Below are 13227 nucleotides of genomic sequence, written 5' to 3' on the forward strand. Positions count from 1 at the left end.
AAAATTTATAGCGAGCCTTCACCAAACAGACGGCTTTCACCGCATTCGGCGATCCATCATAAGCAAACATATCACTTATAAGAGTTACCTAAGTGTACGCTAACCAATGACTAGGTCCCTTTGTTCCAACTTGTTTTATCCTCCTCGCTTGTGTTACCACTACGAGTTCTCACGGCAAGCCTTCATCACTACTATGAACCTGCTGCCATCTTACTAGCATCCCTGGCTCTAACTAACCTCTTCTAGTAAGACTTCAAACGTTCCGTTATATCCATCCCTTCTTTTGATGTCCTTAGACTCCCACTATTCAATACGAGTAAGTTTGGTTTAACAGCTTAAATTATTCCAAACCCTCAATAACATCTCAATTACTAAGATGAATGTTAAACTCCTAGCATAGCTCAACATAACATTCACTATTTCGTATTGGATCTACATGGATTCGTCTCCTAGTCATATCCATCTTTTAAGGATCCCCGCCTCAGAATCAAGCTGAGTACGACTTCACCTGACTTCACCCCTTCAGCTAGTTAGAGCTTCATTGGATGCAGGAGTATTAGGCACATAATATAAAAGCTGTTTTTATGTATTAGGATTTTCACCCAAATTGTGGATATAGCAGTTAAAGAAAAAGACCCCGAGATGAAGCACTTCCATGCAACGGGCTCGGGGCCTTCCTTTACTTGTTTCGTTCAACTAATGAACTTATAAAGTAACGTTTCGTTTAATTTTTTAGTTAAGAGTGATTGTTGTACTTACAGACTTACCGTTTGATGTTACTCCAGTAAGTGTGAATTTGTCACCAGCACCTGCTTCAGCAATTGCAATAGTACTTCCAGTGAATGTTACATCACTTGAATCAAAATCAGTACCATTTGAAGCAGTATTATCTTGTACGTTAGTTACGAAGAAGTTAGGCTTAACTTCGTTTTCTACACCATACTGGTCTGTAACTGTGAAGTATACTTCATTAGTATCAGCTAATAAATCTCCTTCTACATCTGCTTCAGCGGCAGTAACGCTATCATTGCTTACAGCGATTGACTGAGCTTTAGGAGTAGCATCTGAAACTGTAACCTCTTTAGTAAGTGTCTTAACACCTTCTGATGTTTCAATTACAACTGTAACAGTTGCAGTACCTTTAGCAACACCATAAATTTCATTTTGTGCATCCACATCAACGATGGAAGCATCGTCGCTGAATACATCCTGAATTACAGATGAAGGTACAGCAACTTTATTACCATCTTTATCAGTTGCCATTACACTTGGAGCCACATCATAACCCTGGTTAGCAGAACCTTCAGCGTAAAGTGTTCCGAAGTCTTCTACAGAGTAAGTTAAGCCTTCAGCGTTATCGGCAATTACTTCTACTGTGCGTTCTACAGAACTTACAGTAACCGGAGTTCCTGAAGTATCTTGTAGTTCAGCTTTAACTTTATATACTCCAGACTTATCAGAAGCAGCAGTTAGTTTGTACTCATTTCCTACTACATCTGATTCAGCAGCAACAGTATCATTAATAGTCTTAGTAAGACCAGCATCATCACCACTTACCTTAGTGATAGAAGTGACTACTTGATAGTCAGCGAAATCTGCATCAGCAAGGTCGGCACCGTATTGGTCAACTAAGTTGAACTCAATTGCAGTTTCAGCACCCTGAATAAGTTTTTCTGATGGCTCAGTAGCAAGGGTAACTTTTTCTGGTGTACGAGCAGCCTCTACAGTTACTTTAAGCTCAGAAGTTTCTCCACCGATTGTAGCGAATAGAGTTGTTGTACCAGCAGTGTTACCTGTTAAATCAACAGAAACAGTACCATCGTTATTCACAGTGAAGTCATCATTAGCAATAACACTTGTGTTAGATGATGTTAGGCTAATGCTACCTTTTTGGCTGAAGATTTCTTCATTAGTAAGAGCATCAGAATACTGATCTACTGCTGAGATATTTAGTTTAGCAGTATCACCTACAGCAAATGTAGTATCCTCAGGTTTAGTTAGAGTAGCAGATTCAATAGAAGAATCAGCATATACTTTGAATTTAGTTGAAGAAGTTTCACCAGTTGAATTAACTAGAACAGTCAAAGTAACTTCTTTAGTTTCCACTACATTTTCAGTATCTAGAGAAAGAACTTTTTCTCCATCTTTAGTAATAACGTTAACGTTGTTGCTGTTCACAACTGAATTATCACTAGAAATGAATGTTAACTCTGATGTATCTTGAAGAGTTACGTCATTTCCATACTGATCAGTTGCAGTGTAATTAAGAGTAAGATCAGTAGTATCTTCTGGTAAACGTACTTCGTCTTCAGGTAGGACTACGTCACCAAGAGTTACTTGGTTAACCATTTCAGCAGAAACTACTGGAAGATTTACCGTTTCTTTTAATCCTGAATCATTGTTTAGAAGAGTTACACGAATTTCATCGCCTACTTCTACGTTTGAGTTAGCAGCTAGGTCAAGGTCGATCTGTCCGTCAGTAGTAGAACGATCAAAGTTATTAACTGTTTCACCTTCAGTAACATTATAAACAGTTACTGTGAAGTCATCACCATCTACATCAATGTCTTGACCATATTGGTCTTGATACTGGTAGCTGATTACTACATCATCACGAAGCGGTAATTGAGAGTTTAACACAGTTAAATCAGTAGCTGTTGGAGCTTCAAAGTTTACAGTAGCTGTGTATTCTTCCTCTTCATATGTGAATGTAACTTCGTTTTCTCCTACTTCAAGCTCTTCATCTAGCTCAACTTCAGTAGTTTCACCATTATTCCAAGTTACTTCAATCGTAGTAGCGTTAATCGCACTTACTGATTCAACAGAAGCAGTTCCATCAATTACGCCCCACTCTATTAGTGTGTCTTCGTCAACAAGAGCTTCTTCATCATCAGAAAGCATTTCAAGAATTTCTAATGTTGTTTTGTCTGTGTTATCGAATAGTGCATCTGCTAGTGCAGAGTAGCTAATAAATGAATCTTCTTCAACGCTTACTCCTACTACATCACCTTCGAATGCTTCACCGTCAAGGATAGCGTCTACGAATTCATCATATGATACAACTGTTACTTCACCATTGTTATCAATTGCTACTTCTTGAATAGAAGTTTCTGCTGCGTCTACTGTTACCGGAGCAACACCAGCTACTGCAGGTACTGCTAATGCTGTTGCTAAAGCCGCTGAAGACATAACTTTAAATTGCTTTTTCATTATTGAAGTTCCTCCTCTTAATCCTTAAAAAATTTATTTATCTCTTTTTTAGTGTATTGAAATGACTTCAGGTACGACCGCTTCTACGTCCTCAAAATGCGGTAGTCCACCTTCAAAATTGGTCACTTCTTCATAGGAGTCTACAACACTAGAATCCAGTGTATGATTAGACTCAACTGATAGATCACCCAACAGTGCCAATGGGTTCTCTTCAGGGTTATCAAAGACGGCTGATGCAAAGGAATCATATTTAACATATGATCCGTTCGCAATTCCAACACCTTTGATAGTCGGCTGTTCGTTCATCATGAAGTCATACAGGCCGCCTTCGCTGTCGATGAGAGCGTTTGTAAATTGTTCATAAGATACCGTAAACTCTTTCCCATCATAAGCGTATACAAGCTCTGTAATATCTGTTTCTGCTGCATCGATTGTAGAGTGTGTGGCTGGTGCTATTACAATAGCAGATGTTAGTGCTGATGAGACCATCCATTTAGTTAGATGTTTCATAGTTACCACCCTTTTTTACTTAGATACAACCATTGCCGCTTCAAGTTCCGCTTCAGAATATCCAGAGATTTGAATATTACGGAAGGATTCGCGCTCTTCGTTATAATCTAGCTCAACTTCTTCTCCATCAATCCAAAGAGCAAGTGTGCTTTCAGCTGTAACATCTTCAAGAGTATCAACTTTCAGTTCAACACCGAATACTCCAGGAAGTGTAGATACAACTTGACCATTTACTTCAGCAACAGTTCCTAGCTTTGTAGGTTCATCTACTTCGTATTTCACAACAGCGTTTTTAAGCTGTTCTTCATCGAATTCAGAAATCTGAATGTTGCGGAATGAGTCACGTTCTTCGTTGTAAGCCAGTTCTACAGTCTCACCATCGATGTCTAGTGTAACTTTAGTGTCAGCAGTTGCACCTTCAAGAGCAGAAAGTTCAATCTCAACTCCGTAAACACCAGGTAGTGTAGATACAACTTGTCCTACATCACTTACTTTTACATCTTTCCACTGCTTCCATGCATTATGAAGCATCTTAGCGAAGTCACCACGTTTAATTGGGTCACCTACACCAAAGCTTCCGTCTTCATAACCATCAACAACACCAGCTGCTGCTACTGCGTTAAGGTATGGATATAAAGAAGTGTCCATTAGGTCCGTGAAGTCTGCTTCAGGAACATCGTTCTGTGGCAGGTCGAATGCCTCAGCGATTACCTTAGCCATTTGATCACGAGTGATGTTCTCAGCGTAACCGAAGTCAGTCTCAGAGTGACCGTCAAATACCTCTTCGTTTACTAGTGCCTGAATCTCACCTTTTAGACGATCGTTTACGTCTGTGAAAGTAAAGCTAGAAAGGTCTTCTACTTCTTTAAGCTCAAGTGCATTGAAAATCATTTCAGCTGCTTGGCTACGTGGTACGTATTCATTACGTTTGAATTCACCATCTTCGAAACCGTTGATAATGCCTTCTTGGTAAAGTGCATTGATATGTTCGTATTGTGGTGTGTCTACTGTTACATCAGTGAATGCTTCAGCGGCTGTAGTAGCTTCTGCTGCGCCTGCAGATGCTGGTGCCACTGCTGCTCCTACTAGAGCTGCAGATGCTGATGCAACGACGAACTTGCGGTAAGACTTTGGTTGAAATGCCATGGAAAATTTTCCTCCCTTTAATTATGTACAGTTGTACATGGTTATATCTAAGACTAGAAGACTATGAAACTACCATCAACTAGTCCTTTTTCACACAAATTACAAACTTAGCCCTAATATGGTATTAGTAGTTAAGTTTGCCTAAAATGGAAATACTCACATTAGTCATTCTAACAAATCTGCTACTTTTTTCAACTAATAAATGAAATAATTGTATTTATTTTTACGAAAATGTTAAAAGACTAAGAAATTTGTCATAAAAAAGAGGGAAGTATCATACTTCCCTCTTAATTTTTGCAAGTTTTCTTGCAATTATGTTATTTAGTATAGCATGGTAGTTTTTTCTCTTGCAAGGAATGTTTTCTTTCTTTTACAAAATTTTAACATTACAGGTTATGTGCGACTGTGTTTCGTATGCACATAATTAAACACAAGCCCTGAAATTAACCAGAATAAGACGTTTACCTGCGGAATAAAGATAAGGTTGTTGGCAATGTTCTGGCCGGCAAAGGTGCCTGCGCCTACGAATAGTCCAACAAGCAAGAGTTTCTTCAATAGATCTTCACGGTGTCTGATATATTGCTTCACCATAAAGATGTAATAGTACACATAAATGGCCAGGAAGCTTATGAGTCCGATCGTTCCTGTTTCTGAAGCAACTTTTAGGTAAGAGTTGTGAACAGAGTACTGATCGTGACCGATATAGAGTTCAGGATATTTCGTTACATACTCTTCGTAACGCACGTCGTAGTTCCCTATTCCTACGCCGAGGACTGGATTGTCCTTATACATATAGTAACCGGTTTTCCAAAGGGTTGTTCGTGAAACAACGGCTTTGTTTGTGAAGGATTTGTTCTTCTCATCCTTCTCATTCAATTTGCCGCCATCGTCATCTTCCACTCCATCCCCGTCACGATCTACACCACCGCTTGGTGACGTTGTGTCTTCAGGGAAGAACGACTGAACCACAAACATAGCTGATTTCGTGCGGTCTTGCACGTCCGGAAGGTTATAGACAACGATAGCTAGGACGATACTTGCGATGATCATGTGGATCGTGAACAGCTTCTTGTAGAAACGCTTTGGTACTAGGAGTGATGTTAAGATAATCGCAAGCGCCATAATGAGCCATGCTGAACGTGTATAGGTGAAGATTTGGTTGATCACGTAAATTCCGAATAGAGCAAAGAACATCAGCTGCCATTTTCGCTCTTTGAAATACGCAACGGATACGAGCAGGAGGCCTGGTATAACAAAGTTAATAAACCCAGCGTAGTAGTTCGGGTTCCCCATTGTTGCCATGACGCGTCCGTAAGCTTCTTCAAGTGCGTAGACACCTGCAGTGTTTAGGTTGATGGCGAACACGTACGTTAAGATTCCCCATATTCCAACGAGTGCAAGGACGACTGAGAATGTAATGCCGATTGTCTTGTACTCGCTTCGTGAGAAGTTTACTTTCGTAACGATGTAGAATAGGACCGCGTAGGATAGGTAACGAACCATCTCTTTAATAGCAGGGAATAAGGATTCTGCCTGGGTTAAGGAAATGACTTGGATTAGGAAGAAAATGCCGAATAAGACCATAAATGTTTTCATAGAGAGGTCATCGTTTAGTTTGATGCGCTTTGTATACCATTCATACAGAGCAACAACTGTCAGGATAGGAATTAGCACAACTTCAGCAGAGATTGGCAAGGGTCCTGCGTACACTTTTAGCGGGACAAGTGGCATGATGATTAGGTGCAAGAGCACCAGATAAAACGTTATTGAATGTTTCTGTGCCATGTGGTGGTACACTCCTCTTTATATTTTGCAATTCGTACAGAAGCGAGGAAACAAAGAAAGAGAAGGCGTCATCCAGATCGTACAGACGAAACCCTTCTCTCAAAGTTTCACGCTTCTAGAAATGTTTTATACATTTTTTCCGTTGCCTCAGCAAGTTGTTCTAACGAAAAGTTACTAGAGGCATACTCGTGGAACTGTCGACCCATTGGGGCAAGTTCCCCTGTTTCTTTCTTATTGATTGCTTTCATGAAGGCGCTCTTTAAAGCATGAGAATCTTTAATTGGAACAACCCAGCCATAGTCGCTCACCATATGCTGGACGCCACCGACATCTGTTGCGATAACAGGCGTGTCTTCGCGTCCTGCTTCAAGTAAAGCGAGTGGGAAGCTTTCACTATACGAAGCAAGAAGCCCAACGTCAGAGTTTCTGTAGATGTCTGGCACGTCGCTTCTGAAGCCAAGGAAGTGGACCTGATCCTCGATCCCTAGTTCCTTTACGCGACTCTTCAGGGCCTCCTCTTCAGGGCCTCCACCAACTAAGAGTAATTGGAAGGAAGGATCTTGTAAAGACTTTACAGCTTGAAACACTTCTTCGTGTCCCTTAATCGGATGAAGACGGGCCACCATAGCGGCAACAAAGTCTGATCCGCTCAGGTTCAAATCTTTGCGAGAGAGGTTCCCTTTCGCATAAGAGCCTTTAGAGAAATCGATTCCGTTATAGACGGTTGTGATTTTGTCTCCTCGTATGCCTAGAGAGATCAGATCTTCTTTAAATCGTTCTGAAACGGCAAAAAAATGATCAATCCGGCTAATCGCCCACAGATTGATTTTCGTAAAGATCTTCCCCTTTATGCCACCCTTAAGAAAATCGAGCTTCGGATCACTGTGAATGGTTGTAATCCAAGGAATATTGGTCGATCGTTTGATCAAAGCTCCAAATAGGTTAGCTCTTGGGCCATGCGTATGTAATAAGTCATACCCACCGTTCTGTAGGAACCGCTTCAGCTTACTGATCACGCGCACGTCATAACGTGAACTCTGATCAAGGAGATGAACGTCGATCCCCTTCTCGATCGCTTCATCATACAAGGCTCCTTTTTGCATAACCAAAAGGGAAACGTCTTCTTTATTAAATTGGGAGAGTAATGTGAGGAGGTGGTTCTTTGACCCGCCTGTTTCCCCACCGGAGATTAAGTGAACGACTCTCATGATGACGAAGTGCCTCCTTTACTTTCCTGATAGACACGCTGTTTGAAACTTAAGTTTTTGAAAAGGGCTAGTAGTAAGGTTGCGGCTTTATTGACTTGCTTGAAATATTCGGAGTAGGCATATTGGCCATACACCGCGTCGAATCGCTTCGTAAATGATTCCTGGTCAAGTTCTAAGAACGTCTCGACGACCTCAACGTCAGGCTGTTCGACGAGCCGGGATTTGTAACGGGCTAGTGCGAGAAATCCATCAAAGTCGATCGTCTGAGATTTGAATATATCGACTGCTTCTGTCTTTACATCAAAGCTCTTCGTGATATCTACAACACAGTTAATCTCTTCTTTTGGAAGTGCGGTATTGATTTCATACAGTCGTACGTTAGGGCTTTTGTCGACTTGTTCAAGTGTATCCCGAAGCAAGTGACCTGTTTCAATATGGTCACTGTGGCAATCTACGAATACGGGCGCATAGACAACGTCAGGCTGCACTTCTTCAATGACTTCCTTCAGACGAGATTGTAAGCTACTTGTGCTCGCTAGCTCCCCGTCTGGTTCGTCGAAGAAACGAATGTCCTGAATCCCGAGAAGCTCTTGGACGTTGTACGCTTCCTTGCGGCGACGCTCGATGAGTTCAGACTGATCTAAATCAGAGACACTACCGGCTCCGTTCGTTAAGAAGATTACAGTTGCTTCGGCACCGCTGTTGATGTGCTGGTGAATGGTACCCCCGGCGCCGATCGTTTCATCATCGACGTGAGGAGCCAACAACAAAACACGCTCCTCCGTCAGGGAAGCACACTCGAGCTGACCTTTATAATAGCGTTCCAACACAAGATCTGTAATCGGATGGATGATCGGTGAGATCGATTGTAATATCTTTCGCTTCATAAATGTAATCTCCTTTAGCTAGAACGAGTCTATGTCTCCCGGGGTAATGTACCACGCTTCCTTACGTTGAAGGCGGGCCGTGTCTTGACTGATGTCCTTCCCAACAAGGGGCATCGGACTGTCTTTATGGATGAAACCGTGTTTCTCAAGTGACTTAGCAGATGGTGTTTCTTTTAAAGACCACGTCTGAACGACATCCACATCTTTAAGGCGCTGAGCTGCTTCTCTTATAAGCATGTCCCAGTCTTCTTCCTCACGGGCAAGCCAATCTACAATAAAGCCATTCGTGTAGTCCGGTTTCTCTTCAATTGAGTAGGTGAGGTACCCTCTTAGCGTTTCTCCTTTGTAATACGCAAATGTTTTGTACGTTTTCTCTGGATGCTTGTTATAGCGCCAGTTTAAGTACGCGGCATTACGGATGAGGTGGGCCTTGGCCTGGTGCTTCGTCTCTTCAGCAAGTTGGTCAAACGTTTGATCAAATTCTGAGACGTCCTCTATTCTGCCACCATGTGGCTTTAGCTTACGCGTCTGCCACTTCGATATCGGTGCATCTAGCATTTTGAACAGCTTAAGTGGCGCGACCTTACTAGACAGGAGTGCCACCGGGCGTTGCATGAGCACGTAACGAGGCATATCCGTCAGATGTGTGGCACCGGTATAGCGCAGGAACAATTCCTTCGCTTTTTCAGCTGGGAATCCGTAGAGGAAATCGATTCCTTGCTCCGTCGCTTCTTCTAACAGCTTTTCATTTAGTTTCTTATAAATCCCCTTACCTCTGGCATCGGGGTCTACCATCGTATCAACACGAAGGCCGACTGTTCTTTGTGCCCCATCGATCCAAGCGTCAGCGATCCAAAGGGAAATATGGCCTAAGATCTCCCCATCTTCCTCAAAGATAAGAATCCACGGGTTATGAGCGTTCGGGTGTTGGAGAAACTTCCATTCCCATTCTTCGTTAGATCGCTCTTTGTGAAAAACTTTCGTAAATAAAGCCTGGATTTTAGGCTCATCTCCTGGCTGGTACGTTCTGATTGGCATAAGTGTCATCCTTTTTATAAAGTGCAAAGAGGCCTGACCGCTTGCCAAGCCTCGCGATTTATTTCTTCGTTACAATCTTAAAGAGGAATTTCGGCAACGCTAGCTGACGTTTGAAACGCTTCGGATCCGTGGCTAAACGGTAAAACCATTCCATCCCTACTTTACGAAACGGAGCTGGCGCGCGTTTCACATGACCTGCGAAAACGTCGAAACTTCCACCAACACCCTGGAACACTTTTACGGGAAGGCGATCTTTGTTCTCGCGGATCCATAGTTCCTGTTTCGGAGAACCAAGAGCGATGAACATGACGTCCGCTTTTGAAGCTTGAATCTTCTCGATTAGTGCTTCTTGGTCTTGTACATAGCCATTGTCGTAACCGGCCACTTGAATGGCTGGGTATTTGGCTTGAATGTTGTCGATCGCTTTTGAGACCACTTCTTCCTTCGCTCCATAAAAGAACACACGATACCCTTCTTCGGCTGAGAGCTTCAGCAGATGGTCCATCATATCCACACCCGTAACACGGGAGCGAACTTGTCCTCCTTTTAAACGGGAGGCGAGCAATACGCCTACCCCATCTGGAATCTGGAAGGTTGAACCGTTAATGAGATCACGAAGGGTCGCATCTTCCTGCGCCTTCATGATCTTCTCCGGATTCACCGCAATAATCGTGGATTGGTCTCCTGCTTGAACGCGTGTCTTTAGTTGATCTGTAATCTCGTCGTATGACAAAGGGGAGACTTCAACTCCCATGTATTGTTCATTCTTCATTGATGATCCCTCTTAGTCTATTGGCTTTAGGCCGGTTAGGTGTCCAATTTGGTAAAGCGTCATATCTTGGTGATCAGGTACGCAGTTACGAGTATCGAGTACTACCGGTGTCTTCATGTATTGTGCGAACAAGCTTGCGTCGATTTCTTTAAACTGACGGTGGTCCGCTAATACAAGCGCAACATCTGCGTCTTTAAGAGCTTCTTCCACACTGTGTAGCGGGATGTCTGTCATGTCTTGTTTAACAAATGGGTCATGTGCCGCTACAAGAAAGCCTTTTTCATGATTTTGGAGGCTTCTTGTAATCGTTACGGCCGGGCTTTCGCGAACATCGTCAACGTTCGCTTTATAAGATAAGCCAAATACGGCGATTTTAGGATTTTGAACGTTCTCGGTTAACGTTTCAATCTTCTCCACAACGAATGAAGGCATGGAGTCATTAATTTGACGAGACGTTTGCATGAGTGGCGTTTCTTCTTGCGCTTTCTCAATAATGAAGTACGGGTCAACTGCGATACAGTGTCCACCTACGCCTGGTCCTGGTTGCAGGATGTTTACACGTGGGTGCATGTTGGCAAAGTTAATCACTTCGTGTGCGTTTACGTCTAATTTATCGGATACCTTCGCAAGTTCATTGGCTAGAGCAATGTTCACGTCACGGAACGTATTCTCCATTAGCTTCGACATCTCAGCTGTTACGGCTGTTGTTTCGTGGATGTCTCCTTGAACAACTAAGCGGTATACGTCAGCTGCCTTCTTCGCGCCTTCTGGTGTAAGTCCACCTACGACACGTGTATTATGGATTAGTTCTTCCATGATCTTACCTGGAATGACACGCTCTGGGCAGTGGGATACGTATAGATCATTGTCTTCTAAGTTCCAGCCTGCATCGCGCAGAACAGGAGCAACAACGTCATCGATCGTACGTGGTGGGATCGTTGATTCTACAATAATCGTGTTGCCTTTTTCAAGAACAGGCAGAATGCTTTCTGTTGCCTTCGCTACATAATCGGTATTAGCTGTTTTGTCTTCGTGAACAGGGGTTGGCACTGCAATGATAAATACGTCCGCTTTCTGCACCTCGGTTGAAGCTGTTAACTTACCGGATTCAACCGCTTCTTTCACGACTTCTGGTAAGCCTGGTTCTTCTATGTGAATCTTTCCTTCGTTTAATGTATCTACTACTTTCTTATTTACGTCAATGCCTACTACATCATAGCCAGCTTTTGCGAACACAGCTGACGTCGGAAGCCCAATGTAGCCTAGGCCGATTACACAAATTTTAGTCATAACGGTCTCTTCTTTCTCCTTTATTATTTGATTAGAGTATAGCAAACAATTCCAACCTTTGCGAATAGTTATTGCGTCTGAATCATGAATGATTATTTCATTTTCTGACAAAAGGTGCTACTATGAAAATTGAGTTTCTAAAGCAGAAAAGGAATGGAAATGAACTTATGAAAATTGTGATTTCCGGTTTTTATGGATTAGGTAATACAGGAGATGAAGCCATCCTTGATGCTATGATTGACAACTTACGATCATCGCTCGATGACCCTGACCTCACTGTTTTCTCCCTTTCCCCTGACGAAACCGCAACTAAACATTCAGTAACAAGTATTTACAGAGGCTGGCGCCATGATTTCAAGAAAAAGGTGCGCGCATTGCGTGAAGCTGACCTTCTATTAAGCGGCGGCGGTGGCCTTCTTCAAGATACATATCCTACTCGTATTATTTTCGGACCTCTACCATATTATTTACTTATTGTCTTATTAGCCAAGCTTTGTGGCACAAAAGTGATGTTCTTCTCTCAAGGAGTGGGCCCGGTCACAAGCAGATATGGTAAACTTCTTATGAAATTATTCGGTAACTTGGCTGATTTTATTACGGTAAGAGATGATTATTCCAAGAACTACCTTCATAAGCTCGGCGTTACGCGTCCTGAGACGGTGGTTACATCTGATATTGTCTTTGCTTATCAAGGACATGAAGACCGCTCGTGCATCGAGTCTCTTCCTATAGAAAAGAACCAATCGATTGTTGGCATTAGCGTCCGCCCCTGGTTCGGTGAAACATCTTACCAGAAAGAGATGGCTGTCTTGATCGATCGTTTGATCAAGGAGCGAGGCGTTACCCCTGTGTTCATTCCTATGGAAGGAGAACACGATGCGTCTGTATCCAGAATGATCCAAGAGTTGATGGAACACGGTGACCAAACCTTTGTGTTAGGATCTGATTTCACACCGAATCAGTATCTACAGTTTATGAAAGAATGTAGCGCGGTGATTGGGATGCGATTGCATTCGTTGATCTTTGCAACACTTGCTTCTGTTCCGTATGCCGGTATTAGTTACGACAAAAAGGTCGAGAGCCTCGCGAAACGAACCGGGATGTGGGAATACTCCACGACACTAGATGACTTCACAGCTATGGATCTCTATCCGAACGTACTTCAGCTATTAGACGATCGGGAGCGATTAGTTGCTATGTTAGATGTTGAGCGTCAATCGTTACGGGATGCAGCGCTTGAAAACCTGTCATTGATGAAGAAGCATTTCTCGTAGATTGGTTCCTCTCCAAAGCTTAGGCATTTTCTTTTGCCCGTGTATGGCTTACAATAAAAGTAGGCCAAAACTTTACATAATGGATCGTTTATTAGAATAGATAGTGA

General features: G+C 42.6%; 10 protein-coding genes. 1 reads left to right on the forward strand and 9 read right to left on the reverse strand.

Annotated features, from left to right (window positions below; genetic code table 11):
* Positions 1–732: 732 nt before the first annotated feature.
* The 9 genes from ACYX4O_RS18745 to ACYX4O_RS18785 all read right to left on the reverse strand — a co-directional run bounded on the left by ACYX4O_RS18745 (position 733) and on the right by ACYX4O_RS18785 (position 11846).
* Entirely contained in the window at positions 733–3210 is a 2478-nt protein-coding gene (locus tag ACYX4O_RS18745) for a hypothetical protein (RefSeq protein WP_476353089.1), read from the reverse strand.
* Between the two features lie 48 nt (positions 3211–3258).
* Positions 3259–3720, reverse strand: coding sequence for a hypothetical protein (locus ACYX4O_RS18750; protein ID WP_476353091.1), 462 nt, complete (start codon positions 3718–3720; stop codon positions 3259–3261).
* Between the two features lie 15 nt (positions 3721–3735).
* Complete coding sequence (locus ACYX4O_RS18755; protein WP_476353093.1) at positions 3736–4866, reverse strand: S-layer homology domain-containing protein; 1131 nt, start codon at positions 4864–4866, stop codon at positions 3736–3738.
* Positions 4867–5259: 393 nt separating this feature from the next.
* Positions 5260–6651, reverse strand: coding sequence for an O-antigen ligase family protein (locus ACYX4O_RS18760; RefSeq protein ID WP_476353095.1), 1392 nt, complete (start codon positions 6649–6651; stop codon positions 5260–5262).
* Positions 6652–6758: 107 nt separating this feature from the next.
* Positions 6759–7859, reverse strand: a complete 1101-nt coding sequence (locus tag ACYX4O_RS18765) for a glycosyltransferase (RefSeq protein WP_476353097.1) — start codon at positions 7857–7859, stop codon at positions 6759–6761.
* Entirely contained in the window at positions 7856–8746 is an 891-nt protein-coding gene (locus tag ACYX4O_RS18770) for a PIG-L deacetylase family protein (RefSeq protein WP_476353099.1), read from the reverse strand. The genes ACYX4O_RS18765 and ACYX4O_RS18770 overlap by 4 nt, the downstream gene beginning before the upstream one ends.
* 18 nt (positions 8747–8764) lie before the next feature.
* Entirely contained in the window at positions 8765–9784 is a 1020-nt protein-coding gene (locus tag ACYX4O_RS18775) for a GNAT family N-acetyltransferase (protein WP_476353100.1), read from the reverse strand.
* Between the two features lie 58 nt (positions 9785–9842).
* Positions 9843–10556 (reverse strand): WecB/TagA/CpsF family glycosyltransferase, encoded by a 714-nt coding sequence (locus ACYX4O_RS18780; RefSeq protein ID WP_476353102.1) that lies wholly within the window; start codon positions 10554–10556, stop codon positions 9843–9845.
* A 12-nt stretch (positions 10557–10568) separates the two neighbouring features.
* Positions 10569–11846, reverse strand: coding sequence for a nucleotide sugar dehydrogenase (locus tag ACYX4O_RS18785; protein WP_476353103.1), 1278 nt, complete (start codon positions 11844–11846; stop codon positions 10569–10571).
* 167 nt (positions 11847–12013) lie between these two features.
* Here ACYX4O_RS18785 and csaB point away from each other — a divergent pair, with 167 nt between their 5' ends.
* Positions 12014–13120, forward strand: coding sequence for a polysaccharide pyruvyl transferase CsaB (csaB, locus tag ACYX4O_RS18790; protein ID WP_476353105.1), 1107 nt, complete (start codon positions 12014–12016; stop codon positions 13118–13120).
* Positions 13121–13227 lie beyond the last annotated feature (107 nt).

It is taken from the genome of Pontibacillus sp. ABV4_188 (assembly GCF_056311905.1).